Here is a 26,736-nt window from a genome sequence, read left to right as displayed (position 1 = left end):
CCGGCGTTATATGCCTGTAAGATGATTCATCCATAATTAACATGAATGCTATTAAGGAAACTAAATAGATATTCAATGATTATCTGGATTCGCCCGGTGTGAATACGCCGGGCTTTTTTTATGGAAAAAAAATGCCCGGACAAGCCGGGCAGGGGAACTAGTCGCTGGTTGGTTTTTCGGCTTTACCCGCCATCTGCGCCAGGAAGTCATAGCGTTTTTGCAGGTCAGCAGCGGCATCTTTCCAGAGCTGCCCGGCCACTTCCGGCTGCTGGGCGTTAAGGCGACGGAAGCGCTGTTCCTGCATTAACGTCTCGGCCAGGGCATCCGACGGCGGACGCGAATCCAGCGCCAGCGGTAATTTACCCTCGTCTGCACGACGCGGGTCGAACCGGTACAGCGGCCAGAAGCCGGTCGCGGTCAGCTGGCGCATCTGGTCGTGGCTGAGGGCCAGATCGTAGCCATGCTCTTCGCAAGGGCTGTAGGCAATGATCAGCGACGGGCCAGGATACGCTTCCGCTTCCTGAATCGCTTTCACCGTCTGGTTAAGCTGGGCACCCAGCGAGATTTGCGCGACGTAAACGTGACCGTACATCATCATGCTCACGCCGAGATCTTTGCGCGCCTTGCGTTTACCGTGTTCGCCGAATTTCGTTACCGCGCCTAACGGCGTCGCTTTCGACGCCTGGCCGCCGGTATTGGAATAACACTGCGTATCCAGAACCAGAATGTTGACGTTTTCGGTCAGGCTCAACACGTGATCCAGTCCGCCAAAGCCGATATCGTAAGCCCAGCCGTCACCGCCAATCAGCCAGATTGATTTTTCGACCAGAGCGTCAGCGTCGGTCAGCAGCTGTTCAGCCCCCGAAACGCCCTGCAGCGCGCGGCGCAGCTCAGCAACCTGCTCACGACGTTCTTCTGGCGTCGCGTCCGCATGAAGCGCGTCATTGAGCTGAGCGGGGATCTGCCCGGCAAACTGCTCCAGCAGGCGCATCACGCGCGCGCGGTGCTGGTCGACGGTCAGGCGGAAGCCCAGGCCGAATTCGGCGTTGTCCTCGAATAGCGAGTTTGCCCACGCCGGACCGCGCCCATTCGCGTCGGTGGTGTACGGCGTAGAAGGCAAATTGCCCCCGTAGATGGATGAACAGCCGGTTGCGTTGGCAATCAGCATCCGGTCACCGTACAGCTGGGTAAGCAGCTTGATATACGGCGTTTCACCGCAGCCGGAGCAGGCCCCGGAGTACTCAAACAGCGGCGTAATCAGCTGTGACGTACGAATATCAATACGTTCCAGTTTGCTGCGATCGATTTCCGGCAGATTCAGGAAGAAGTCATAGTTGACCTTCTCCTCTTCGACGTGCTCCAGACGCGACATCATATTGATGGCTTTGATCTCCGGATCCTGCCTGTCTTTCGCCGGACAGACCTCGACGCACAGGTTACAGCCGGTGCAATCTTCCGGCGCGACCTGCAGAACGTATTTCTGTCCGCGCATATCGCGAGATTTCACATCCAGCGAATGCAGGCTGGCAGGCGCGGCTTCCATCTCTTCCGGTGAAACCACTTTGGCACGAATGGCGGAGTGCGGGCAGGCCGCAACGCAGTGGTTGCACTGTGTACACAGCTCTTCTTTCCAGATGGGGATCGCTTCGGCAATGTTACGTTTTTCCCAGCGCGTGGTGCCCATCGGCCAGGTGCCATCCGGCGGTAGCGCGGAGACGGGCAGGGCATCGCCCAGGCCGGCCAGCATCGCCGCCGTCACGGTCTTAACGAAATCGGGCGCCGCATCGGACACCACCGGAGGGCGGTTCGGGCTTGCGGCATTCACCGGCTGCAGCGTTACCTCAAACAGCGATTCGCGTGCCAGCGCCAGCGCCTGCCAGTTTCGCTCGACCAGCTCCTGGCCCTTGCTGCTGTAGCTTTTAGCAATCGCACCCTGCAGCTCCACCAGCGCGCTGTCGCCTGGCAGAATATTGGTCAGATGGAAGAAGGCCATCTGCATAACGGTATTAATACGCGCAGCCAGGCCACATTCGCGGGCAATTTTTGCAGCGTTGACCACGTAGAAACGGGCTTTTTTCTGGTTCAGCACCGCCTGAACTTCCTGCGGCAGCCGCGCCCAGACTTCGTCCGCGCTGTACGGCGTATTGAGGAGGAAAATGCCGCCGGGCTTCAGGCGCTCGGCCATCTGGTATTTATCGATAAACTGCAGCTGGTGGCAGCCAACAAAATCGGCCTGAGAGATAAGATACGCGGAGCGGATGGGCTGTTCGCTCACGCGCAGGTGGGATACGGTCAGGCCGCCTGCTTTTTTGGAGTCGTAGACGAAGTACCCCTGGGCGTACCACGGCGTGGAGTTGCCGATAATTTTGATGTTGTTTTTGGTCGCGGAGACGCTGCCGTCGCTGCCCAGACCGTAGAACAGCGCCTCAAGTTTGGCGGTCGAGAGCAGGGTGTTTTCCGGCAACGACAGGGAAAGATTCGTCACATCATCATAAATGCCGACGGTAAAGCGCGGTTTGGGTTTCGCTTCGCTTAACTCGTTGAATACCGCCAGCACGCAGTCCGGCCCAAACTCCTTGGAGGACAAGCCATAGCGACCGCCAATCACGCGCGGCAGCGTTTCACGTTCGCCCTGATTAAAGGCTTCTGCCAGGGCGGTCATCACATCCAGATAGAGGGGTTCCGCCTGCGCGCCCGGCTCTTTGGTACGGTCGAGCACCGCCACAGCGCGCGCGCTTTCAGGCAGAGCCGAAAGCAGATGTTTGGCCCAGAACGGGCGATAGAGACGCACCTTAAGCACGCCAACTTTTTCACCGCGCGTCAGCAGCTCGTCAACCACCTCTTCACAGGTCCCAATGGCTGACCCCATCAGCACAATTACCCGTTCCGCCTGCGGATGGCCGTAGTACTCAAACGGTTTGTACTGCCGGCCGGTTGCGGCGGCAAAGTCATTCATTGCCTGTTCAACATGGTCGTAAACCGCGTTGTACCAGGGGTTCGTGGCCTCGCGGGACTGGAAATAGGTATCCGGGTTCGCCGATGTTCCGCGAATAACCGGGTGTTCAGGATTAAGAGCCCGGGCGCGATGCGCGTCGATTTCCGCCTGCGGCAGCAGATTCAGGATAGTGTCGTCGGCCAGCGGGACGATTTTGTTGATTTCGTGAGAGGTGCGGAAACCATCAAAGAAGTGAATAAACGGCACGCGGCTTTTGAGCGTGGCGATATGCGAAATTAAGGCAAAGTCCTGCGCTTCCTGAACGCTGCTGGCGCATAGCATCGCGCAGCCGGTCTGGCGCACGGCCATCACGTCGGAGTGGTCGCCAAAGATAGAGAGCGCGTGGGTGGCAACGGTACGCGCGGCAACGTGCAGAACGAAGGGGGTCAGCTGACCGGCGAGTTTGTAAAGCGTAGGGATCATTAACAGCAATCCCTGTGAGGAGGTAAACGACGTGGAAAGCGCGCCGGTCTGAAGCGCACCGTGTACCGTGGCAATCGCACCGGCTTCAGACTGCATCTCAACCACTCTCGGGACATCGCCCCAGACGTTTTTTAACCCGTTACCCGCCCAGGCATCCGCCTGCTCGGCCATGGTAGAACTTGGCGTAATCGGGTAGATGGCGATAACTTCACTGGTGCGAAACGCGACTGAGGCAACTGCACCATTACCGTCAATAGTTTGCATAGGACAACACCCTTACATTGCGCAAAAAAATAGGGGTCTGTATTACGGCAACAAACCCTGAATATTATCTGTGTATTCTAGCAAACGAGGGATTTTACGATTTTCGCTTTTGTGTCCTTGGTATTCCTGCCATCAATGAGTAGATCAAACTTTTGGCGAAAAAATTGCGAGAAATTGTTTCCGGAGCGCATAAATACGCACTTCCACTCTCGACGACAAGGGATGTGATGCCTATTATGCATAGGTTTCGCATTATTCATGGGGGAGAGAGCATGCGCTCAGCATTTTGGGTAGGGTGTGCCGCGTTATTGTTGTCGGCATGTAGCAGTGAGCCAGTCCAGCAGGCAACGGCAGCCCACGTGGCGCCGGGAATGAAAGCGGCGATGTCCAGTTCAGGTCAGGCCAACTGCGCGATGATTGGCGGTTCGCTGTCTGTCGCCCGCCAGCTTGATGGTTCTGCTATTGGGATGTGCGCCTTGCCAAACGGCAAACGCTGTAGCGAACAGTCGCTTGCCGTTGGAAGCTGCGGTAACTACTGATTATTCTACACGCTTAAACATCAGCGTTTTATCGGCTGTCGCCAGGGTTAACTGGTCCTCAGTCAGGTCGACCTGCGCCCCTTGGCGCAGCATGTCGCCGATGGTCTGATCCAGCTCATTCAGCTGCGGCTCAGTACAGAGCTTGCGCGTCATGGCCAGCGTTTTAACCTTCAGCTCGCCTTCGGACAATTTCCCCTGTCCGTTGAAGCGGTTACACATCTGGCCAGAAACGCTGATGTTATTCACCAGGCTGATATCTGGCAGCGCGCCAAAGCTGAGCTCAGGTTGCGTTGTCGCGGTCTTCACGGCCTTACCGTTGACATTTTCCAGCACAAAGCGGTGGTTTTTAAGTTGCTCCGGCTGTACGGAGGCTTTGCCCGGATTAACGCAGCCGGAAAGGACAAGACTAATAACGCTTAACGCAATGAGCTTTTTCATTTTTCTTCTCAAACTATAAATACCGTGAATCTTTTTCCAGTGTAACGATACTCTGCCGTGCGTTAATGGGGTTTATCTGAAAGTGCTGGGAGGAGCGGGCAACGCAGCGGTTGCCCGGAATAACGTTAATGAGATTTAAATCCTGCCGCCGTCATCAGCATGCGGAAGAGCATACTGACAGCAGCCAGCGCCAGTACGCTGCCGCCCCAGATAATGGCCAGCCACAGCAATCTTTTCCATACCGGTTGTTGCATCAGTGATAACCCTCCCCATGCTGAACTTTGCCGCGAAACACGTAGTAGCTCCAGAAGGTGTAGACCAGAATAACGGGAATGATCAACAGCGCGCCCACCAGCATAAAGCCCTGGCTTTGCGTCGGGGCGGCGGCCTGCCACAGGGTGATCGACGGTGGAATAATATGCGGCCAGATGCTGATCCCAAGCCCGCTAAAGCCGAGGAATATCAGTCCCAGCGTCAGAATAAACGGACGGCTATGGCTGGCGGGATTATTCAGGCAGCGCCACTGGTACAGGCTAAAAATCACCACCAGAGCAGGGACCGGCAGCAGATAAAACAGATTCGGTAGCGTAAACCAGCGCGCAGCGATGGCCGGTTGCGCCAGCGGCGTCCAGAGGCTGATCGCCGCAATAAATGCCAGCAGCACGATTAACAGCGTTTTCGACACCTCACGCATCCGCTCCTGCAGCGCGTTTTCACTTTTCATCACCAGCCAGGTAGAGCCTAACAGCGCATAAGCCACCACCAGCCCCGCGCCGCAAAACAGGTTAAACGCGGTAAACCAGTCAAAGGGGCCGCCGGTATAGGCCCGGCCGGTGACGGTAAAGCCGTTAATGACGGCGCCTACCGTCACGCCCTGGGTGAACGTTGCCAGAATTGAACCGCCAATAAACGCCTTATCCCAGAAGGGGCGGTGGGCCGGCGTGGCTTTAAAGCGAAACTCAAATGCCACTCCGCGGAAAATAAGTCCGATCAGCATTAATGTTAGCGGAATGGTCAGGGCATCAACGATCACCGCATAGGCCAGCGGGAATGCGCCGAACAGGGCGGCACCGCCAAGCACCAGCCAGGTTTCATTTCCGTCCCAGACCGGCGCGACGCTGTTGACCATCACGTCGCGATCGTCGGCGTTCTGCGTGGCCGGGAACAGAATGCCAATCCCCAGATCAAAACCGTCCATCACGATATACATCAGCGTGGCGAAGACGATGATCACAAACCAGATAATGGAAAGGTCGATACCCATTATGGCTGCTCCTTATGTTCAGTTGTGACGGCAGAAAGCGGGCGCGCCGGACGTCCGTCGGACTCGGTGGCGAAAGTTTCATGCGGCTGCGGGCCTTTTCGGATGAGGCGCACCATATAGCTGTAGCCCACGCCGAATACCGAGGTATAGACGACGAAGAAGGCCAGCAGGCTTACGCTCATATGCAGGTCACCGTGGGCAGAAACCGCATCCTTCGTTCGCTGGAGTCCGTAGACCACCCACGGCTGGCGGCCCACTTCGGTGGTGATCCACCCGGCCAGGATGGCAATCAGCCCGGTTGGCCCCATCAGCAGCGCAAACCACAGGAAGGGGCGAGACGAATACACGCGTTTTTTGTAGCGCAGCCAGAGAGCCATCACCCCGAGCAGCAGCATCAGCATGCCCAGGCCCGCCATGATGCGGAATGACCAGAACACGATGGTGGAATTCGGACGGTCTTCCTTCGGGAACTCCTTGAGAGCCGGAACCTGTTTATCAAGACTGTGCGTCAGGATAAGACTCCCCAGCGCTGGGATCTCCAGCCCAAAGCGGGTGCGCTCCTGCTCCATATCCGGCCAGCCAAACAGCAGCAGCGGGGTAGGCTCACCCGGCGGATTTTCCCAGTGGCCTTCAATGGCGGCAATCTTGGCGGGCTGGTGCTTTAAGGTGTTCAGACCGTGCATATCGCCAACCATGGCCTGGATGGGGGCGACAATCAGCGTCATCCACAGCGCCATCGAAAACATTGCCCGTATGGCAGGGGTATTATTGCCGCGCAGCAGATGCCATGCCGCGGATGCGGCCACAAACAGGGCGCTGCTCAGGAATGCGGCTATCGACATATGCAGCAGGCGGTAAGGGAAGGAGGGGTTAAACACCACGGCGAACCAGTCCACCGGCACGACCTGACCGTTGACGATCTCATAGCCCTGCGGGGTCTGCATCCAGCTGTTCGACGAGAGGATCCAGAAGGTAGAAATAATAGTGCCCAACGCCACCATGCAGGTGGAGAAGAAGTGCAGACCCGGCCCGACTTTGTTCCAGCCGAACAGCATCACGCCGAGGAACCCGGCTTCGAGGAAGAAGGCGGTCAGCACTTCATAGGTCAGCAGCGGGCCGGTAATGCTGCCCGCAAACTGTGAAAATCCGCTCCAGTTGGTGCCGAACTGGTAGGCCATCACCAGCCCGGAGACCACGCCCATGCCAAAGTTGACGGCAAAAATCTTCGACCAGAAATGGTACAGCGAGCGCCAGACCGGATTTTTGGTTTTCAGCCACAGCCCTTCGAGTACGGCAAGATAGCTTGCCAGGCCGATGGTGATCGCCGGGAAAATAATGTGAAAGGATACGGTAAAGGCAAACTGTATCCGTGCAAGGTGAAAAGCATCTAAACCAAACATGCACAGCCTCAATGTCAAACGGTGTGCTGTTATGGTATAGGGGCAACGTTCGGACTATCAGACGCAGAAAAGTGATTTTTAACCATAACAGTTGACTTAAAACTCATGCTTTAGTCATCTGATATACCTCGCATGAGGAATAAAAACCGTCTTTTTATGAATTTTACGCATAAAACTGCTTGCCTTGTCGTCTGCGCCGTGCGTTAATGGCCCTCTGGTTTTGAGTCCAAATAAATATCTGACGTAGTTTTATAAAGCAGTTCTCATCACGTTGTGCCTCTCCGCAGCCTCTCTTGGGTCTTTATCTACTTTCCGATTCGTTTTGTTTAAAACCATTATTGCCCAATCGGCCCATTAGTAATTTACGTTTTTACGTTCACAGGAGAACCCTATGACTTCTTATATTCATTTCCGCTGCCCATGCTGTCATGGCTCGCAGTACCGTACCTCAGTCTTTGATATGTCTGAGAAAAACCCACTCGGCGCGAAATGCATCTTTTGCAAATCGTCGATGATTACGCTCGATCACCTGGCCGCCGCGCGTCAGGCGCAAAGCCACGTTACCGAGTACCGTAAGTAATTCGTTTCACGAACTATAACAGTTAGCTAAATCTTCTCTTTTTCTCCTGCTGATATACACTGTCGGTCACAAGGAGAATTTGATGAAAAAATACCAGCGTCTGGCGCAACAAATTATCTCGCAGATTGAGCTTGGCGTATGGCTGCCGGGCGATAAGCTGCCTTCGCTGCGAGAGCAGGTGGCGAGCAGCGGCATGAGTTTTATGACCGTTGGCCACGCGTATCAGATGCTGGAAAGTCAGGGGCGCATTGTCGCCAGACCGCAGTCGGGCTATTACGTTGCCTCGCGCCCGACCGCCCATCAGCCTGCTCCACCTGCCCAGGTGATGCGTGACGAAGTGGTGGATATCAACACCTACATCTTCGACGTCTTACAGGCCAGCCGCGACCCGTCCGTTGTTCCTTTTGCCTCCGCGTTTCCCGATCCCCGACTTTTCCCGCTGCAGCAGCTCAACCGCTCGCTGGCGAACGTCAGCAAAACCGCGACGGCGATGAGCGTGATTGAGAACCTGCCGCCGGGTAACGTCGATCTCCGCCACGCCATTGCCCGTCGCTATGCGCAGCAGGGAATGAACATCTCCCCGGAAGAGATTGTGATCACCGCAGGCGCGCTTGAAGCGCTCAATCTCAGCCTGCAGGCGGTAACCGAGCCGGGCGACTGGGTGATAGTCGAAAACCCGTGTTTCTACGGCGCGCTGCAGGCGCTGGAACGCCTGAAGCTCAAAGCGTTGTCGATTGCGACGGATGTCCGCGAGGGGATTGATCTGAATGCCCTTGAACAGGCGCTGAAGGAGTACCCGGTTAAAGCCTGCTGGATCATGACCAACAGTCAGAACCCGCTTGGCTTCACGCTGAGCGCGGAGAAAAAAGCGCAGCTTGTCGCGCTGTTAACGCAGCACAACGTCCCCCTGATTGAAGACGATGTCTACAGCGAACTCTATTTTGGCCGCGAAAAGCCGCTCCCGGCGAAGGCATGGGATCGTCAGGACATGACGCTGCACTGCTCGTCCTTTTCAAAATGCCTGGTGGCCGGTTTTCGCATCGGCTGGGTTGCGGCAGGAAAACACGCGAGACGCATTCAGCAGCTGCAGCTGATGAGCACGCTCTCCACCAGCTCACCCGTGCAGCTGGCGCTGGTGGATTATCTGGCGACGAAACGCTACGACGCCCATCTGCGCCGCCTGCGGCGTACCCTCGCCGAGCGAAAACAGCAGGCCTGGCAGTCTCTTTTGCGCCATATGCCTGCCGGCGTCAAAATTCACCATAACGACAGCGGCTACTTTTTATGGCTGGAGCTTCCGGCGCAGCTGGATGCGGGTCTGCTCAGCGAAAAAGCCTTAACGCATCACATCAGCATTGCGCCCGGAAAGATGTTTTCCACCTCCGACGCGTGGACACCGTTCTTCCGGTTTAATACCTCCTGGGCCTGGGGAGAGCGAGAAGAGCAGGCGGTCATTCAGTTAGGAAAATTAATTAGCACGATGCTGGAATAAACTTTTCTCCGTTATTTAAATAATCAATTCTTATCCTGATGACGGCGCTGCGAATATTTCGCGGTGCCCTGTCATAGGAAATCTGCATACCGTCTCTCGCGGCTAACTCCTTGTCTATAATCCAGTTAACGGGGAATGCGCCCTCGGTCACACCTTGATGAAATTTCCTGAAGCCGTACGGTGCGGCGCATTTGCGCGGTCTACGTTTAATAAGGGAGATATTTTTACGGCACGGCTGCCGCTAAATTTCATTGCGACAGGAGTAACTCTTATGAGCAAACATTTTGCCCGCAGCAGCCTGTGCGCGCTCGGCATGACTATCATGACAGCGCAAGCCGCAGAACCACCAAAGGCCATCGGCGACGGGGAAGGTCGGCTGGATATTATCGCCTGGCCGGGATACATCGAACGCGGACAGACGGATAAAAATTATGACTGGGTCACCCAGTTTGAAAAAGAGACCGGGTGTGCGGTCAACGTCAAGACGGCGGCCACGTCGGATGAAATGGTCAGCCTGATGGCGAAAGGGGGCTATGACCTGGTCACCGCCTCGGGTGACGCCTCCCTGCGCCTGATAATGGGTAAACGCGTTCAGCCCATTAACCCCGAGCTCATCCCCAACTGGAAAACGCTCGACGCGCGGATTGTAAAAGGGGAATGGTTTAACGTCGGCGGGAAAGTCTACGGCACGCCGTATCAGTGGGGGCCAAACCTGTTGATGTACAACACCAAAACCTTCCCGACGCCGCCGGACAGCTGGAGCGTGGTCTTTACCAAACAGGATCTGCCGGACGGTAAAAGCAATCAGGGACGCGTGCAGGCGTATGACGGCCCGATTTATATCGCCGATGCCGCGCTGTTCGTCAAAGCCACTCAGCCGCAGCTGGGTATCAAAGACCCGTACCAGCTCACCGAAAAACAGTATGCCGCCGTGCTCAAGGTGCTTCGCGACCAGCACGCGCTGATCCACCGCTACTGGCACGACACCACCGTTCAGATGAGCGACTTTAAAAATGAAGGCGTTGTGGCCTCCAGCGCCTGGCCGTATCAGGCGAATGCCCTGAAGGCTGAGAACCAGCCCGTTGCCACCGTCTTCCCGAAAGAGGGGGTGACCGGCTGGGCGGATACCACCATGCTGCACGCGCAGGCAAAACACCCGATGTGCGCCTATAAGTGGATGAACTGGTCGCTGACGCCGAAAGTTCAGGGCGATCTGGCGGCCTGGTTTGGCTCCCTGCCCGTGGTTGCAGAAGGGTGTAAGGCCAGCACGCTGCTGGGTGATAAAGGCTGCGAAACAAACGGTTATAACGAGTTCGACAAAATCATGTTCTGGAAAACCCCCATCGCAGAAGGCGGCAAATTTGTCCCTTACAGCCGCTGGACGCAGGATTACATCGCCATCATGGGCGGTCGTTAATTGCCCGGGAGCAGAACATGACGTACGCGGTAGAGTTTAACAACGTTTCCCGTCTGTACGGCGACGTACGGGCGGTGGATGGGGTCACCATTGCTATTCGTGACGGAGAGTTTTTCTCCATGCTGGGGCCTTCGGGCTCCGGCAAAACCACCTGCCTGCGTCTGATAGCGGGTTTTGAACAGCTGTCAGGCGGCACGATTTCTATCTTCGGCAAAGAGGCGAGCGAACTGCCTCCCTGGGAGCGGGATGTGAACACCGTCTTTCAGGACTACGCGCTGTTCCCGCATATGTCGATTCTCGACAATGTTGCCTACGGGCTGATGGTCAAAGGCATCGACAAGAAAAAACGCCATGCGCAGGCCCGTGATGCCCTGGAAAAAGTGGGCCTGAGCTTTGCCGTTGCCCGCAAACCCTCGCAACTTTCCGGCGGCCAGCGACAGCGTGTCGCCATCGCCCGGGCGCTGGTCAATGAGCCGCGCGTCCTGCTGCTGGATGAGCCCTTAGGTGCGCTCGATCTCAAACTGCGTGAACAGATGCAGTTCGAGCTGAAGAAGCTTCAGCAGGAACTCGGCATCACCTTTATTTTTGTCACCCACGATCAGGGCGAGGCCCTTTCCATGTCAGACCGGGTGGCGGTGTTCAATAACGGGCGCATCGAGCAGGTGGATACCCCGCGCGATCTCTACATGCGTCCGCGCACGCCGTTTGTCGCCGGTTTTGTCGGCACGTCCAACGTCTTTGATGCGGGCCTTGCGCAGAAAATTTGCGGTATGGAAGGCAGCTATTCCCTGCGCCCGGAACATATTCGCCTTAATGAGGGCGGAGACGTTCAGGTTCAGGGCATCGTGCAGGCCGTTCAGTATCAGGGAGCGGCCACGCGGCTGGAGCTGAAGCTCGCCGATGGCGCCAAACTGCTGGTGAGCCAGGCCAATCTCAGTGAAACCTCGTCGCTGAGCGGCATTGCGCCGGGGCAGGCGGTGATGGCGTCGTGGTCACGCGAGGCGATGATTCGCCTGCACGAGGAGAGGTGAAATGTCTATGAGCGTTGTGCATCCTCCCGCCTCGCACGGGCGCTTAAGCCGCATGACGGCGCTGTTCTGGCGTAAACCGTCGCTCGGCCTGTTCCTGCTTCTGCTCGCGCCGCTCATGTGGTTTGGCATCGTCTATTTAGGATCGCTTCTGACCCTGCTGTGGCAAGGTTTTTACACCTTTGACGATTTCACCATGGCCGTCACGCCGGATCTGACCCTGGCGAACATTCAGGCGCTTTTTAACCCGGCAAACTACGACATCATCCTGCGCACGTTAACCATGGCGATTGCGGTGACGATAGCCAGCGCCATCCTGGCATTCCCGATGGCCTGGTACATGGCGCGATACACCCGCGGCAAGTGGAAAGCGTTTTTCTATATCGCCGTGATGCTGCCAATGTGGGCGAGCTACATCGTCAAAGCCTACGCCTGGACGCTGCTGCTGGCGAAGGATGGGGTGGCGCAGTGGTTTCTCAACCATATGGGGCTGGAGCCGATCCTGACCTCACTCCTTACGCTCCCGGCAATTGGCGGCAACACCTTGTCCACCTCCGGGCTGGGACGGTTTCTGGTCTTCGTCTATATCTGGCTGCCGTTTATGATCTTGCCCGTCCAGGCGGCGCTGGAACGCCTGCCTGCCTCGCTACTGCAGGCCTCAGCCGACCTCGGCGCGCGCCCTCGTCAGACCTTTCGCTACGTCGTTCTGCCGCTGGCGATCCCGGGTATTGCCGCGGGCTCAATATTCACCTTTTCCCTGACGCTGGGGGATTTCATCGTTCCACAGCTGGTGGGGCCGCCGGGCTACTTCATCGGTAATATGGTCTACTCGCAGCAGGGTGCCATTGGCAATATGCCCATGGCCGCCGCGTTCACGCTGGTGCCCATCGTGCTGATTTCACTCTATCTGGCGTTCGTGAAACGTCTGGGAGCATTCGATGCACTCTGAACGCGCACCGCTGTTCCTGAAAGTGGCAGCGTGGGGAGGCGTCATCTTCCTGCACTTCCCGCTGCTGATTATCGCGACCTATGCCTTTAATACCGAAGATGCGGCCTTCAGCTTTCCGCCGCAGGGGCTGACGCTGAAGTGGTTCAGCGTGGCGGCGGGGCGCGGCGATATTATTGAATCCGTGACGTTGTCACTTCAGATTGCCGCGCTCTCCACCGCGATTGCCCTTGTGCTTGGCACGCTTGCTGCAGCGGCGCTGTGGCGAAGCGAGTTTTTTGGCAAGAATGCGATCTCGCTGTTGCTGCTGTTGCCGATTGCGTTACCGGGGATCATCACCGGTCTGGCGCTGCTGACGGCATTCAAAACGATTGACCTTGAGCCGGGGTTTTTCACCATCGTGGTGGGACACGCCACCTTTTGCGTGGTGGTGGTGTTTAACAACGTGATTGCCCGGTTCAGACGCACCTCCTGGAGCCTGGTGGAAGCGTCGATGGATCTCGGGGCCGACGGATGGCAAACCTTCCGCTATGTGGTGCTGCCCAATCTGGGTTCCGCGCTGCTGGCCGGGGGAATGCTGGCGTTTGCCCTGTCGTTTGACGAGATAATCGTCACAACGTTTACGGCGGGACACGAGCGCACGTTACCGCTGTGGTTGCTCAATCAGCTCGGTCGTCCGCGCGACGTGCCGGTCACCAACGTCGTAGCACTGCTGGTGATGCTGGTGACAACTATCCCCATTCTGGGAGCCTGGTGGCTAACCCGCGACGGCGAGAATATCGCCGGCAGCGGGAAATAACAGTGAATTCAACAGGAAAATGCTATGCAAACACAACTGCTGATAGAGGGAAAACTGGTAACCGGAGAGGGAGAAAAACAGCCGGTCTATAACCCGGCCACTGGAGAACTCCTGCTGGAGATTGCCGAGGCGTCAGCGGCTCAGGTCGACGCGGCGGTTCAGGCGGCCGACCGTGCTTTTGCGGAGTGGGGACAAACCACGCCGAAAACCCGTGCCGAGTGCCTGCTGAAGCTGGCGGATGCGATTGAAGCGCATGGGGAGGACTTTGCCCGGCTCGAATCCCTCAACTGCGGCAAGCCGCTGCACTGTGCTCTGGGAGATGAAATTCCGGCGGTGGTCGACGTTTTCCGTTTCTTTGCCGGGGCCGCCCGCTGTTTGAACGGGCTGGCCGCCGGGGAGTACCTTGACGGCCACACGTCGATGATCCGCCGCGATCCGGTGGGCGTGGTTGCCTCTATTGCCCCCTGGAACTATCCGCTGATGATGGCGGCCTGGAAGCTAGCCCCCGCGCTGGCGGCAGGAAACTGCGTGGTGATTAAGCCCTCAGAGATCACGCCCCTGACCGCGCTGAAGCTGGGAGAGCTGGCAAAAGATATCTTCCCGGCAGGCGTTCTGAACGTCCTGTTTGGCCGGGGTAAAACGGTCGGCGATCCGCTGACCGGGCATGAAAAGGTCCATATGGTTTCGCTGACCGGTTCGATTGCTACCGGGGAACATATCATCGGCCATACCGCGTCCTCCATTAAACGCACCCACATGGAGCTGGGCGGTAAAGCGCCGGTTATCGTCTTTGATGATGCTGACCTGGATGCGGTTGTCGAAGGGGTGCGGACGTTTGGTTTCTACAATGCCGGACAGGACTGTACGGCGGCGTGCCGGATTTATGCCCAGAAGGGTATTTATGCCGCGCTGGTGGAAAAGCTGGGCGCAGCGGTCGCCAGCCTTAAAATGGGGGCGCCGGAGGATGCCTCGACCGAACTGGGACCGCTCAGCTCGGCGGCCCATCTTTCACGCGTCTGTCAGGCCGTCGATGAGGCGAAAGCGCTCGGTCATATCCGCGTTGTCACCGGCGGGAGCAAAAAAGAGGGGGCGGGCTACTACTTCCAGCCAACCCTGCTGGCGGGGGCAAAGCAGGACGACGCCATCGTTCAGCGGGAGGTGTTTGGCCCGGTGGTGAGCGTCACCAAATTTGACGACGAGGCGCAGGTGCTGGCCTGGGCGAACGATTCGCAGTATGGCCTGGCGTCATCGGTCTGGACCAAAGACGTGGGCCGCGCCCATCGCCTGAGCGCGCGCCTGCAGTACGGCTGCACCTGGGTGAATACCCATTTTATGCTGGTGAGCGAAATGCCGCACGGGGGCATGAAATTATCCGGCTACGGCAAAGATATGTCGGTCTACGGGCTTGAGGATTATACGGTTGTGCGGCATGTCATGATCAAACACTAAGTCCGCCATGCCTGGCCGCATGCGCGGCCAGGCGTTTCCCGCACCCGCCATGAGTGTTACGCAAGATACTCAATTGTTATTATCCGTAATCTTTAAGTGGTTATTCTGTAACGAAAAAACTTGATCTGTATCAACATATGACGCATATTGCGTGCGGTTATTTTTTCGGCTCTGGTATACAGAATGACGTTGTATCAAAAGATGTTGGTTTTTTACGCAATCATGGCTTCCATCTGCGCATTAATTACCTGGTTCCTCTCTAAAGACCGCAAACGTATCCGTCTGCTCAGCGCTTTTCTGGTGGGGTCAACCTGGCCAATGAGCTTTCCCGTTGCGCTGCTGGTCTCGCTTTTCTGAAGCACGCTTCCATTTTTAAAAGATGAATATGGCATTCCCGATACGCTAACTGTATAAATACACAGTGCATCGTAAAAGGAGTGCTTATGAACAGTTTTTACTCGCAGCAGGCCGGCTGTACCGTGCGCTGGCATGACCTGCCCGGCACCGGCGATCCCGTGGTGTTCATTCACGGGCTGGGCTGCGCCTCTTCCTATGAATATCCCCGTGTCGTTCATGACCCGCTGTTTGGCGCGCGCAGAGCGATTCTCATCGACTTGCCCGGCAGCGGCTACAGCGACAAGCCTGAACGCTACAGCTATAAAACCACCGACCAGGCCCACGTTGTGGCGGAGCTGATTGACCACCTTAAGCTGGATGCCTTCTGGTTATACGGCCACAGTATGGGCGGCAGCATTGCTATCGAAACGGCGGGGCTGCTTGCAACGCGCGTGAAGGGGCTGATGGTGTCAGAGCCCAATTTTCATTCGGGTGGGGGGATGTTCAGCCGGTCTATTGCAGCGCAAACCGAGCAGAAGTTTCTGATGCAGGGCTATGACGCCATGCTCAGCGCGGAAAAAACGGCGTGGGCAGGGTGTCTGCAGAGTAATGCGCCGTATGCCGTCTGGCGGGGCGCATCGAGCCTGATGGCGGGCATAGAGCCCGAATGGGAAGCGCAGTTCCTGTCACTTCCTTGCCCGGTAACGTTGATTTTCGGCGAGCTGTCTCTGCCGGATGACGATGTGGACAATCTGAAGCAAAAGGGCGTTGAGGTAAAAATTATCCCTGCGGCGGGGCATTCGATGTCGTGGGAGAATCCGTCTGCGCTGGCACAGACGTTAGCCGGGTGTATGACGATGTGATTATTGTGCAATTTATCATCGTTGCGAAATGTAGGCCGGGTAAGCGCAGCGCCACCCGGCAACAAAGGCGGCTACTTTATCAAAGCCCGTAGTGCCTGACGTGCGTCAGGCTGAACATCATGCGGATGCTGGTAATCAATGTTCTCTATCGCGCGGCTATAGAGGGCGACCAGCCAGTCGTAAACGTATGCGGTGGCCGCATGCACAGGCTGTTCCCCCAGGCGCGTCAATCGAGGCTCCGCGCTGCTGACCACTGGCGTGACGAAGATTGCCTGCCCCTTGCGGATGCGGCTTGCCGGACGTGTAGCCACGGGCGTCTGGTCATAACCCAGCCAGCCAATGAAATTGCCCATCACGGCATGCAGCTGTGCCGCGCTGCTTTTATCCGCTTCGACGATACGCTGAAGCTGTTGAGGCAGATTAAGCCGGTAGCTGGTGACCACCAGCACATCCGCGATTTGCTGTAATACCGAAGGCTCCAGCCCGAGGCGCGCGGCCGTGGCCTCATTGCGGCTCCACTGACGCAGATGATTTATCCAGACTCTGTGCGCCAGGCGCGCTTTGTCTTTTGTCTGGAACAGGCCGGTGCTTTCCTGGGTATTCTCGGCAAACAGGTCAATAGTGTCCGTAAACAGCCCGTTCACCTGCTCCTCGCGCGGCTGCTGAACGGCGAGCAGCGTTTCAAAGGCTTTCAGCGGCGGCAGCAGGCCTTCAAGCAGTTCGCCGTGGCGGGCGGCGCTGCTTTGCAGCGTGCGCACCATATTTTCGGCCTGAGCGCGTCTTGTCCCCGGCTCTTCAACCAGCGGTGCCAGATAGCTCTGCATCAGCGATGAGAGCTCCTGTCGCAGCAAGCCTTTCAGCGTGCCGAGACGCTTCTGTCGCTGCGCGGGCAGCGTGGCCTGAGACAGCCATTCGATGACGCGCTGCATGCTGTGGCTGTCCAGCGCCTGCAGCGTGCCCCAGCGTAAACCCGGCTTTCCGAGCAGATGCTGTACGGCTTCATCGAGATTCTGTCGGGTGGTAAAGCGGGCGTCGTGTGGCGTAATCGCCCATACCAGCCCCGGCAGGGCAGATTCTTCAGCAGGCTGCGTCTCCTTGACCCAGTTCATCAGCACTTTTGCTTTTTTGGCCGTCTGTTCGTGCTGCGCCGTCGCATTACAAATCACCAGCACATCCGGCTGAAGCTGTTGACGGTAATGCTCGAGCAGCCACTGGGACTTCGCCTGGCGTAGCGGGTCGGCACGGTTATCTTCAAAAACAGGAATATCAATAATATCGACGTTATCCAGCGCGCCGTTCTCAACCGGCAGCACCAGCTCGCGGGTCAGGAAGGCCAGCACGTCGACGGGGATGCTGATGGCGTTAAGCATTTCACCGCTATTTAGCGGATGAAGCAGCGTCTCCTGCGCGTCCTGAAGATCTAACGTGCCGTCGTGCGTCAGGAACCCTTCACCCGGCAGGCCAAAGCTGTCCACCAGCAGGCTAAGCGGGGCAGCAAGCTCGCCGGCATGGCTGGTCTGGTGCAGCACATGGGCCAGTTTTAACCACTGCTGGGTCAACTCCTGCTGCTCGCCCCACAGCAGCGACCAGACGCTGGCCCGCGTGCTGAGATCGAGAGAAGGCACCAGCCGGGCGAACTCATGCCACAGGGCATCATCAATTTGCTGCTTAGCGGCGGGTACGGTGCTTTGCCAGAAGCGGGCAATCGCACCCACTTCCTGAGCCGTTATGCCGGGCACGCCCTGCGGCTGGCGCAGCCCGCGCCATTTCTCCAGACGTGTCTCAATGACCGCCTTATCCACCGCGCGCATCTGCGGATGCAGCGTCGTGCGGGCAATAAACAGCTGTACCAGCTCGGCCTCGGTGACCAGGCTCAGACGCAGCGGGAACGCCTCATCCGCCACCTCCGGGCTTTCCGGCGTGAAGCGGACGGCCATGTTGGTGAGGGCATGTCCCGGATTGATATGCGAAAAATAGTCAAAGGTGCGCTGGCCCGGCGTCACGTTCAGGCGTCCATTACCGCTGCCGCACAGGGATAACAGCAGATGGGCTTTCGCGCTCTGCGAATGACCGTAAAGCCCAATACTGCTCTGGCGGGTCATGGCGCGTTCAATGGCCTGCTCCCGCGCCTGCGCCGCGTTGATGCGAGCAAGCAGGGCGTCGGCATCGTTATCCAGCACAGGGGCGTTCAGGCGCGTCTCATTAATCCACCCGATTAAGGCCTGAGTGGTGGTCGTCGTCACTGTCATTTCAGGTATACGCTCCCGCTGTCGATCCAGTAGTGGCTACCGCTGTGTCGGCGATCGGCCAAGGTATTCAGTTTGAAGGTTAATGCGTCAGGGGCAACCGGCGTGCCGTCCTGCAGCCAGGCATCGCTCAGCTCGAAGGCCTCAGGACCTTCCTGCTTGCTGCCGCCGCAGAGCTTCAGCCGCACGTTCAGCACGCCGTCACCGGCAATGGCTTTCGCCAGTTCAGCCGAGTTGATGCTGAGCGTGTAGAGCGGCGTGGCGGGCCAGCGCGCGTTCGCCAGCTGGCGGAAGCCGAGGGTAACGTTACCGCGCAGCGGGAAGTGCAGACGCGCGTCGAGCTTCGCGCCCGGCTTATCGAGGTCGATATCCTGATACCAGACGTTTTCCTCGCGCAGGGTATTAACGGTGTTATCCAGCACGCCGAGATACCGCACGGTTGAATACGCGCCAATGTCTGCGGCTTTAAAGTTGAAGCGCGGCAGACGCAGGTCGAGCGCCAGGCTGCAGAGCATGGCCCCCACCGCGGCCGTTGATTTCGGGTTGCCAATGCGCCCCTGCTGGCTGAACGGATACCACTCGTGCACCTGGTATTTATCCAGCCAGACGATGCGGTTGACCGGCACCGGCTGCAGATGACGAATCAGCGCCTGAACGCCAGGCAGGCAGCCGGGGCGTCCGGTGATCAGCAGAATATCGCAGCTGTAATGGGATATCGCCTCGCACACCGCGTGGAGCGGCGAGGCCAGCGTAAATTGCCCGGCCAGCATCGCATCCTGCATTTCGCGGAAGTTCACGTGCAGCGGCACGGCGAACAGGTCAAACGCGTCTGAACCCGCAGGCAGGGCATGATCGATCGCCTGCTGCAGATAATTCATTACGTTGCGGGTCGGTTTCTGCGGCAGGAGATCGCCAAAGGTGGCATGCAGACCGGCCAGCGGATCGTCAACGTCGCTCGATTCCCACGCGGCAAGAATAGCGTGGCCAATCGGCATAAAAAGCTGAAGCGCCGTTTGCTGGCGGAGTACGGCCTGGGTGTCTATGCGCCCGGAGTCACCGAACAGTGACGCCATCAGCAGCGAAGCGTCCGCGATACCGGATTTCTGCAGCTGCGTTTGCAGGGCAGGCAACACGTAGCGCTGAATCACGTCCAGAAGCGTATCGTCGCCCGCGACCTTAAAGCCTTCACGGAACAGCAGCTGCGGGGTGATTTTGACGTTATTGCCGGAACCGTCATCCAGCTGATAATGGGTAATCGCCATATCCGTTGTGCCGCCGCCGATGTCGATGGACGCGACGCGCAGCGCGCGGCCCGGCTGGCTACCCGGCTCAGGCTCACGGTCCGGGCGGGCCAGGGAGGCGAAGAAGGCTTCGGTCTGACCGCCAAAGCGGGAGATCGCTTCGTTATACAGCCAGACCAGCTGACCGCAGCTTGCTTCATCCCACTCCATCTGGATTTCAGGAACCGGCACCACGCTTTTATCCTGCTGTTTGCGGGTGACAAAATCCTCATCCTGCGGGTGCCAGCCCATCGCTTTCCAGACGATGGCGATGGCTTCAAACATGCGGCGACGGAAAATCTCGCGCTCCTGCTTTGGCATGGCCGAGGGCAGGGTCAGGATCAGGGTGCGTAGCTGGCGCGGTGACGCGGGGAAGCCCAGACGCAGGCGCGTGGCGACGCTGTTGATCTGCCCCAGCGCCTGCGCCAGCAGCTCGCACAGCATGTGCGTCATCAGCGTACTGCGGCTGTACTGCGGCGAGAAGACCGGCAGCCGCTCGTCCTGCGGCAGCGTGAAGAGCGGTTCGCCGTCATCGTTCATCAGGTTCATCAGCGGAAACGCGGTGGCAAGCGGCTCACGCTGGGTTTTGCTGTTCATCTGGCTAAAGCGCCAGTCCTGCACGACCGGCGTTTCATCCCACAGGTAGCGACGCGGGCTGGAGATGCCGCTGTTGCCTTCGGTCCCAAGACGCTGCATCGCCAGCTTGCGGGCTTCATCGCCCACGCGAACAATCGACGGCCAGACAAAGGCATCTTCGCGACCGCTTTCAACCGAGAAGTGCTGCTTGCCAAAACGCGCTTCCGAAAACTCAAGACGGCTGGTGAACAGCGGCGCATTCAGGAACTGCGGCTCGCTTAATGAGCGTACCTGCAGCTCGGCGGTCTGGCGCAGGCCATCGTTCGCGTCGCCGTGGTCTTCGATAATGACGCCGCAGGTGTGGGTATTGCCCACGTCGAGGATCAGGTCGACCGGAATGGCAGGCGTGCTGAGCGTATGGGTAACAAATTTCACTTCCGGCACGGTAAGCTGTTCACCGAGCATGGTCAGCAGGTTAAGCCAGTGGGCCTGATATTCAAACCCGCGCATCGCCTGCTGGAGATCGCGTTCTGAGCGGTTTTCAACGCCGTCGGCATACTGGGTAAAGGCCTCGCGCAGCCAGCCGTCAATCCAGGTCTGGTCGAGGAAACTTTCTACCTCATTGTCTCGCCAGGCCAGCGCGAATCGGGTCCCGTTCAGAATATCGTTTTCAACCGGGGACAGGGCGGACGTGGCGTGTTCTGCAATCTGGCTGTCAAGGGCGAGCGTGACGCGGTGCGTATTGCCTGCCGTATCGGGTGTATCCAGCCTGCGCACCTGAACGCGGGCCCAGTTATCCGGCCCCTCAACAAAGGTTCGCGGCGGGTTGAAGCGCAGGAACGGAACCGGAAGCCAGACGCCGTCCAGCACCGCCAGGGACTGATGCAGCGGGATGGTGGTTTCCGGCTTAACCACTTCAGGCTGCCCGCCGTTCGTTCCCGGCACGGTATAGCGCCCGTTAACCAGGTCGAAATCGAGCCGCAGCAGCGGGCCGTTCGCGGTTTTACGTACGAAGCGCCCGTTGCTGGCGGTGTCCTGCGGCGTCAGACCGAAATCAAGGAACTGCACGCCGCTGTTGGCAATAAGCGTGACGCTTTGTTTATAGTCGCAAAGATTAACCAGCATAGGATCAGGCACCTGCTTTCTTGAACGTCAGGGGAACGACGGTATTGGCATCATAACGGGCGCGACATTCTGCGATATCGCTGGCGCCTGCTTTACAGGCAACCTCCGGCATCGGGTAGCGGGAGCCGTCGGTGCAGCGAGCAGTACCGCGACTTTTAATCATCAGCTCGCCGTTGCTGTGCAGGCCGGAGAACACTTCCGCGCGGCAGACAACGTTGTCGCCATGGACAACCCGGGCGAAGCCCTTATTGTTCTGGATCTGATAGCGCATTGAAGGCGGTTTGCCGGTAACCGGATCTTTCACGTCCAGAACCGCACGCCAGGTGCCGTTCAGGAAACGCGTCGATCCCGCTTTCACCTGATTCGCTTCCATCACCATTGCATCTTTCGGGATGGCGACAATCACCACCGGGGCAGGCTGTGGCGCAGGCGCCAGAGCAGGCTCTTTTTCTTTGCTTGCCAGGACCTCTGCCTGATGCAGCGGTAATTTCATGGCCAGCGGCTCAACCGCTTTGATCGGCTTTGGTGCTATCTCTACGGGCTGGGGTGCGGGCACCGGGGCGGGCTCAGCGGAAGGCGACTGTTTTGGCCACAGCAGCGGTGCGGCAATGGCGGCAACGATCGCGACGGCAACCGGCAGCGTCCACAGGGGAACGCGGCGCTTTTTCGCGACGATCGGCACAGCCGGTTCCTGAACGGGTTGCGCAACGGCCGGGGCCGGCTCTGGCTCATACAGATCTTCCGGCGTGATGCGCACCACCGAGGAAGGGGCGATCAGCGGCTCGTCGGCGTGTTCAAAGGCTACAACCGGTTCTGGCTCAGGCTCGGGTTCAGGATCTTCAATCACAACGGGGGCGGGCTCAGGGACCAGCGATTCACGCAGGCAGTCGAGAACATCGTCGCGCGCATTCTCGTTCAGGTTGACGAACCCCCAGAAGCTGATGACCGGCTTTCCGTCCACCAGGAAGAGGAAGTTTTCACCCGGGAACTGAAACGCCTTCGACAGCAGAGAACCAAAAAGCTGCTGCGCGGTTTTGGGCGACAGGAGGCATTTCTTGCTTAACGACTCAACGCTGGCTAGCGTGTTTTCCAGGTAGCGCAGGGCGCGATAACGGTCATCTTCATCGGCCGCTTTCCAGCTGGTTACGCTCCCTTCAACGGGGGAATACCAGTCCACGCGGTCACCGCTGTCGTTGACCTGCGGAATAGCCAGACAGTCGACGATGGCCTGTTGTTTGCGCAACCGGAGCGCTTCCCGGATTTGTAACGCTGATTCAAAAACGGCTTGTCCGCCGCCGCCCACGGCCTGAAAGTCATCCAGGTTACCGCTGCGTAAAAGAGTTTTTGCCACGATTTGATCCCATATACTTCTTCACACCGTTACTTTAACGAAACGAGGAAGCAACCAAACGGGGGAAGAGACGCTAAAAGGACCGATTTCTTGCGGCATAGAAAGTGACGGTTGTGCTTGACGGATAATGGCCCTTAAGGCAAATCACCTTTTCGGGCGCTGGCTGTTAAAACAGCAAAAAACGCGGCTTTAGAATAACCTGATAGTGTTTCGTTATTTGCCAGGTCATATCGCCTGTGCTGTTATTACTGTCTTATATAATAAAACTGTCAGGGTTATAACCATGTCTACAGGGAAAACACTGCTCGCCCTTGCGCTGAGCGCGCTGTTACCAGCCGGTGCCGCATCGGCGGCAAACAACGACACCCTTATTTACTGTTCTGAAGCGTCCCCCGAGTCCTTCAACCCGCAAATCGCCAGCTCTGGCCCGTCTTTTGTGGCCAGCTCTCAGGTACTGTACAATCGCCTGATCAACTTTGACCCGGTGAAAAACACCCCGGTCCCGTCGCTGGCGGAGTCCTGGACGATTTCGCCGGACGGCAAGACCTATACCTTTGCCCTGCGCAAAGGGGTGAAGTTCAACAGCAATAAATACTTCAAACCGACGCGCGATTTTAACGCCGATGACGTTATTTTCTCGGTTCTGCGTCAGAAAGACCCTAAACACCCTTATCACAACGTGTCGCAGGGCAACTACGAATACTTTAACGACGTCGGGCTCGATAAGCTGATTCAGGACGTGAAAAAGGTCGACGACTATCACGTTCAGTTCACCCTCAGCGAGCCTAACGCCGCGTTTCTGGCCGACTGGGGGATGGATTTCGCCTCGATTCTTTCCGCCGAATACGCCGACGCGATGCTGAAAAAAGGCACGCCTGAAAACGTGGACACCTGGCCGATTGGCACCGGGCCTTATGTCCTGCAGCAGTACAAGGTAGATTCACTGATCCGCTACGTCGCTAACCCGAACTACTGGGAAGGCGATGTGCCGACGAAGCATCTCATCTTCTCCATCACGCCGAATGTGGAAACCCGTCTGGCGAAGCTGCAGACCAACGAGTGCCAGATTATTCCTGCACCGTCCCCGGTTCAGTTTGACGCCATCAAGAACAACAAAGACCTGACGCTGCACTTGGTCGATGCGCTGAACGTCGGCTATCTGGCGTTTAACACCGAGAAAAAACCGTTTGATAACGTGCTGGTGCGCCAGGCGCTTAACTACGCGACCGACAAGAAGGCTATCGTCAATGCGGTCTTTATGGGTTCCGGTACGGTGGCAAAATCGCCGATCCCGCCAAATATGCTGGGCTTTAATAAAGACCTGAAGGACTACAGCTACGATCCTGAAAAAGCGAAAGCGCTGCTGAAGCAGGCGGGGCTGGAGAAGGGGGCGGAAGTCACGCTGTGGTCAATGCCGGTTCAACGTCCGTACAACCCGAACTCGCGCCGTATCGCCGAGATGATCCAGAGCGACTGGGCGAAAGTCGGCGTGAAGGCCAAAATTGTCTCTTACGAGTGGGGTGAATATCTCTCCGGGATGCGTAAAGGCGAACATGACTCCGCGCTGTTTGGCTGGATGTCCGATAACGGCGACCCGGACAACTTTGCCGACGTGCTGCTGGGCTGCAACAGCATTAAAACCGGATCAAACGCCGCGCGCTGGTGTGATAAGGGTTATGATGATCTGGTGCAAAAAGCGAAGCTGACCAGCAGCCCGGCGGAGCGCGCGAAACTCTACGGCCAGGCGCAGGAGATTTTCTACCAGCAGGCGCCGTGGATCGCACTGGCAAACGGGAAAACGTTCTATGCGACCCGCAGCAACGTGACCGGATACAGCGTGAGCCTGATGGGCAGCGATTTCTCTAAGGCGAAGCTGAACTAATATGTTGCCCGGTGGCGCTGCGCTTACCGGGCCTACGGTTCCCCCTGTAGGCCGGGTAAGGCGCAGCCGCCATCCGGCGATTTACAAGGAGTGACAATGTCACATTTAAATGAAGTTACCGCCCGTGTCGATGCCGCCATTGAAGAGAGCGTCATCACCCATATGAATGAACTGCTGATCGAATTAAGTGATGATGCAGAGCTCAGCCGTGAAGAACGCTACACCCAGCAGCAGCGTCTGCGTACCGCGATTTCGCACCACGGTAAGCAGCATAAAGAGGAGTTGGACGCGCGTGAGGAACAGCTGACCAAAGGCGGCACCATACTGTAACGTTCAAAACTGGCGTCGCGCCACCAGCCAGGCCCCGACGACCAGCATCACCGCGCCGCACACCGGGCCAATCAGGGCGCGCAGCGGAATGCCGTTGCTCCTCAGCACGTCCATCACCAGCCCGCCAATCAGCTGGCTTGCCACCAGCACGGCGATAGTCGTGGCCGCGCCAACGTTCTGATATCCGCTGATGCTGGCAAACACGAAAAACGACCCCAGCAGCCCCGGGATAAGCGTCCACCACCGCACCGTTGCGGCCAGCTCGCTGAATCCGGCGACGCCCTGTTTCAGCAGCAGAATGCTGACAAACAGCACAATGCCGACCAGGGAGTTCAGCAGCATCGCGATAAGGATCGTGGAGGAGGACTGGGTGATGCGCACCATTAAGGTGTTTTGCACCACCAGACCAATTCCCGCCGCCACCAGAAACGCCAGGGTCAGGGATTGATTCATGGGATAGCGTCCGGATCGCTGCGCTCGTCGAGCTGCAGCTGCATAAAGGTTAAGTCCAGCCAGCGGCCAAACTTGGTTCCCACCTGCGGCATCTGCCCCGTGGTGACAAAACCAAGCGTTTCATGGAGATGAATCGAGGCATGGTTTTGCGCTTCAATACCAGCCACCATCACGTGTTTACCGATGGCGCGGGCCTCGTTTATCAGCGCGATCATCAGCGTGCGGCCAATGCCTTTGCCCTGATGGTCCGGGTGGACGTAGACCGAATGCTCAACCGTATGACGGAAACCGTCGAAGGCGCGCCAGTCGCCGAAAGAGGCGTAACCGGTGATAACGCCGTTTTCTTCACTCACCAGAACCGGGTAACCCGCGAGCGTGCGCGCCTCAAACCACGCGATTCGGTTATCGGTATCGACGGTTTTATCGTTCCAGATCGCGGCAGTATGCAGCACCGCGTGGTTGTAGATTTCTCCAATCGCGGCGCAGTCTTCTTTGCAGGCATGACGAACGATCATGATTAACCCTCTGTGTGTTGTTCACTATAGTATTACGTTATTCCTACGATATTACACAATCGTATCGCCCGATCGCTACGGCATAAGCCATATTTTTTTGTTATCAAAAGCCCATTGAAATGCCGTTCATACACTATAGTATGACGTCATGAACACCATAACAGACACGATGAATCAACGTATTAGCGCAAGAATTCGCCTTGAACGCGAGTCTCGCGGATGGTCCCTGAGCGAGCTTGCTGACCGGGCCGGGGTCTCGCGCGCGATGATCCACAAGATAGAGCGCGGAGACAGTAGCCCGACAGCTACCTTGCTGGCCCGTCTGTCCGGCGCGTTTGGCATCAGCATGTCCACGCTCATTGCCCGGGCCGAAATGCAGGAGGGCAAGCTGCTGCGCCTTGCAAACCAGCCCGTCTGGCGAGATCCACAGACGCACTACCTCCGCCGCCACGTTTCTCCCCGCACCGATCTGCCCATCGACCTTGTTCAGGTTGAACTGCCCGCGGGCAGCGATGTTCCGATGCCTGCATCTTCTTACGCGCTGGCACGTCAGCTTATCTGGCTCCAGTCCGGCGAGCTGGTGTTTCAGGAGGGCGATACGCGCCACGAAATGCACGCCGGAGACTGTCTCGAGCTGGGGCCGCCAAATGACTGCCGGTTCATCAACGAAACGAATGAAACCTGCATCTATCTGGTTGTACGGCTTAACCAGTCTGCCTCGTAATGCTAATGCGATAACGCCGTT

At 57.7% G+C, this 26,736-nt stretch carries 23 protein-coding genes; 13 read left to right on the top strand and 10 right to left on the bottom strand.

The window, feature by feature from the left end:
* Positions 1 to 157: 157 nt before the first annotated feature.
* A complete protein-coding gene (nifJ, locus tag USF70_RS07710; protein WP_320735504.1) occupies positions 158 to 3,682 on the bottom strand; it encodes a pyruvate:ferredoxin (flavodoxin) oxidoreductase in 3,525 nt (1,174 codons plus the stop codon).
* Between the two features lie 272 nt (positions 3,683 to 3,954).
* Here nifJ and USF70_RS07705 point away from each other — a divergent pair, with 272 nt between their 5' ends.
* Complete coding sequence (locus USF70_RS07705) at positions 3,955 to 4,221, top strand: DUF333 domain-containing protein (protein ID WP_023312003.1); 267 nt, start codon at positions 3,955 to 3,957, stop codon at positions 4,219 to 4,221.
* On the opposite strand, the gene hslJ is transcribed toward USF70_RS07705, so the two are convergent.
* The 4 genes from hslJ to USF70_RS07685 form a co-directional block, all read right to left on the bottom strand.
* Positions 4,222 to 4,659 carry a heat shock protein HslJ gene (gene hslJ / locus USF70_RS07700; protein ID WP_033145695.1) on the bottom strand — a complete coding sequence of 146 codons (438 nt, stop codon included), beginning with the start codon at positions 4,657 to 4,659 and terminating at the stop codon, positions 4,222 to 4,224.
* Positions 4,660 to 4,784: 125 nt separating this feature from the next.
* Complete coding sequence (locus tag USF70_RS07695) at positions 4,785 to 4,913, bottom strand: DUF2474 domain-containing protein (protein WP_008501283.1); 129 nt, start codon at positions 4,911 to 4,913, stop codon at positions 4,785 to 4,787.
* Entirely contained in the window at positions 4,913 to 5,923 is a 1,011-nt protein-coding gene (cydB, locus tag USF70_RS07690; RefSeq protein ID WP_033145694.1) for a cytochrome d ubiquinol oxidase subunit II, read from the bottom strand. Before cydB ends, USF70_RS07695 begins: the two co-directional genes overlap by 1 nt.
* Entirely contained in the window at positions 5,923 to 7,323 is a 1,401-nt protein-coding gene (locus USF70_RS07685; RefSeq protein ID WP_087822669.1) for a cytochrome ubiquinol oxidase subunit I, read from the bottom strand. The genes cydB and USF70_RS07685 overlap by 1 nt, the downstream gene beginning before the upstream one ends.
* A 391-nt stretch (positions 7,324 to 7,714) precedes the next feature.
* Between USF70_RS07685 and USF70_RS07680 the strand changes: the two genes are divergently transcribed.
* The 9 genes from USF70_RS07680 (at position 7,715) to USF70_RS07640 (ending at position 16,233) form a co-directional block, all read left to right on the top strand.
* Positions 7,715 to 7,903: a hypothetical protein gene (locus USF70_RS07680; protein WP_023335881.1), complete on the top strand. Its 189-nt coding sequence runs from the start codon at positions 7,715 to 7,717 to the stop codon at positions 7,901 to 7,903.
* An 82-nt stretch (positions 7,904 to 7,985) separates the two neighbouring features.
* The gene (locus USF70_RS07675; protein WP_033145692.1) at positions 7,986 to 9,395 is read left to right on the top strand and encodes a PLP-dependent aminotransferase family protein; all 1,410 of its coding nucleotides are present in this window, start codon (positions 7,986 to 7,988) and stop codon (positions 9,393 to 9,395) included.
* A 271-nt stretch (positions 9,396 to 9,666) separates the two neighbouring features.
* The gene (gene ydcS, locus USF70_RS07670; RefSeq protein WP_087822668.1) at positions 9,667 to 10,812 is read left to right on the top strand and encodes a putative ABC transporter substrate-binding protein YdcS; all 1,146 of its coding nucleotides are present in this window, start codon (positions 9,667 to 9,669) and stop codon (positions 10,810 to 10,812) included.
* Between the two features lie 17 nt (positions 10,813 to 10,829).
* Entirely contained in the window at positions 10,830 to 11,843 is a 1,014-nt protein-coding gene (locus USF70_RS07665) for an ABC transporter ATP-binding protein (protein WP_064672621.1), read from the top strand.
* A gap of 1 nt (position 11,844) precedes the next feature.
* Complete coding sequence (locus USF70_RS07660; RefSeq protein ID WP_214538454.1) at positions 11,845 to 12,789, top strand: ABC transporter permease; 945 nt, start codon at positions 11,845 to 11,847, stop codon at positions 12,787 to 12,789.
* Positions 12,779 to 13,585: an ABC transporter permease gene (locus USF70_RS07655; protein WP_029741505.1), complete on the top strand. Its 807-nt coding sequence runs from the start codon at positions 12,779 to 12,781 to the stop codon at positions 13,583 to 13,585. The genes USF70_RS07660 and USF70_RS07655 overlap by 11 nt, the downstream gene beginning before the upstream one ends.
* A gap of 24 nt (positions 13,586 to 13,609) precedes the next feature.
* Positions 13,610 to 15,034, top strand: coding sequence for an aminobutyraldehyde dehydrogenase (patD, locus tag USF70_RS07650; RefSeq protein ID WP_320735503.1), 1,425 nt, complete (start codon positions 13,610 to 13,612; stop codon positions 15,032 to 15,034).
* Between the two features lie 183 nt (positions 15,035 to 15,217).
* Positions 15,218 to 15,391: a GhoT/OrtT family toxin gene (locus USF70_RS07645; RefSeq protein WP_013096478.1), complete on the top strand. Its 174-nt coding sequence runs from the start codon at positions 15,218 to 15,220 to the stop codon at positions 15,389 to 15,391.
* Between the two features lie 86 nt (positions 15,392 to 15,477).
* A complete protein-coding gene (locus tag USF70_RS07640) occupies positions 15,478 to 16,233 on the top strand; it encodes an alpha/beta fold hydrolase (RefSeq protein ID WP_232937864.1) in 756 nt (251 codons plus the stop codon).
* A gap of 71 nt (positions 16,234 to 16,304) precedes the next feature.
* Here the strand turns inward: USF70_RS07640 and USF70_RS07635 are convergent, their stop codons facing one another.
* From USF70_RS07635 to USF70_RS07625, 3 genes are read right to left on the bottom strand one after another with little or no spacing between them, the layout of a single operon-like run.
* The gene (locus USF70_RS07635; RefSeq protein WP_232937867.1) at positions 16,305 to 18,482 is read right to left on the bottom strand and encodes a virulence factor SrfC family protein; all 2,178 of its coding nucleotides are present in this window, start codon (positions 18,480 to 18,482) and stop codon (positions 16,305 to 16,307) included.
* On the bottom strand, positions 18,479 to 21,460 hold the full coding sequence (locus USF70_RS07630; RefSeq protein ID WP_048977278.1) for a virulence factor SrfB: 2,982 nt from the start codon (positions 21,458 to 21,460) through the stop codon (positions 18,479 to 18,481). The genes USF70_RS07635 and USF70_RS07630 overlap by 4 nt, the downstream gene beginning before the upstream one ends.
* A 4-nt stretch (positions 21,461 to 21,464) precedes the next feature.
* On the bottom strand, positions 21,465 to 22,811 hold the full coding sequence (locus USF70_RS07625) for an SrfA family protein (RefSeq protein WP_033145684.1): 1,347 nt from the start codon (positions 22,809 to 22,811) through the stop codon (positions 21,465 to 21,467).
* 283 nt (positions 22,812 to 23,094) lie between these two features.
* On the opposite strand from USF70_RS07625, the gene USF70_RS07620 reads away from it, so the two are divergent.
* Entirely contained in the window at positions 23,095 to 24,693 is a 1,599-nt protein-coding gene (locus USF70_RS07620) for an ABC transporter substrate-binding protein (RefSeq protein WP_320735502.1), read from the top strand.
* Positions 24,694 to 24,789: 96 nt separating this feature from the next.
* Positions 24,790 to 25,023: a YdcY family protein gene (locus tag USF70_RS07615; protein ID WP_047647612.1), complete on the top strand. Its 234-nt coding sequence runs from the start codon at positions 24,790 to 24,792 to the stop codon at positions 25,021 to 25,023.
* Between the two features lie 3 nt (positions 25,024 to 25,026).
* On the opposite strand, the gene USF70_RS07610 is transcribed toward USF70_RS07615, so the two are convergent.
* Together USF70_RS07610 and USF70_RS07605 are read right to left on the bottom strand one after the other, a co-directional pair.
* Positions 25,027 to 25,476 carry a DMT family transporter gene (locus USF70_RS07610; protein WP_032656841.1) on the bottom strand — a complete coding sequence of 150 codons (450 nt, stop codon included), beginning with the start codon at positions 25,474 to 25,476 and terminating at the stop codon, positions 25,027 to 25,029.
* Positions 25,473 to 25,991 (bottom strand): GNAT family N-acetyltransferase, encoded by a 519-nt coding sequence (locus tag USF70_RS07605; RefSeq protein ID WP_032656843.1) that lies wholly within the window; start codon positions 25,989 to 25,991, stop codon positions 25,473 to 25,475. The genes USF70_RS07610 and USF70_RS07605 overlap by 4 nt, the downstream gene beginning before the upstream one ends.
* 148 nt (positions 25,992 to 26,139) lie before the next feature.
* Here USF70_RS07605 and USF70_RS07600 point away from each other — a divergent pair, with 148 nt between their 5' ends.
* Positions 26,140 to 26,715, top strand: a complete 576-nt coding sequence (locus tag USF70_RS07600) for a helix-turn-helix domain-containing protein (protein ID WP_023311983.1) — start codon at positions 26,140 to 26,142, stop codon at positions 26,713 to 26,715.
* Positions 26,716 to 26,736: the final 21 nt, after the last annotated feature.

It is taken from the genome of Enterobacter sp. 237C8 (assembly GCF_034106865.1).
Taxonomy (GTDB): Bacteria; Pseudomonadota; Gammaproteobacteria; order Enterobacterales; family Enterobacteriaceae; genus Enterobacter; species Enterobacter asburiae_B.
Note: the sequence above shows the minus strand (reverse complement) of the source record. Positions and strands in the feature narration are given on the sequence as shown.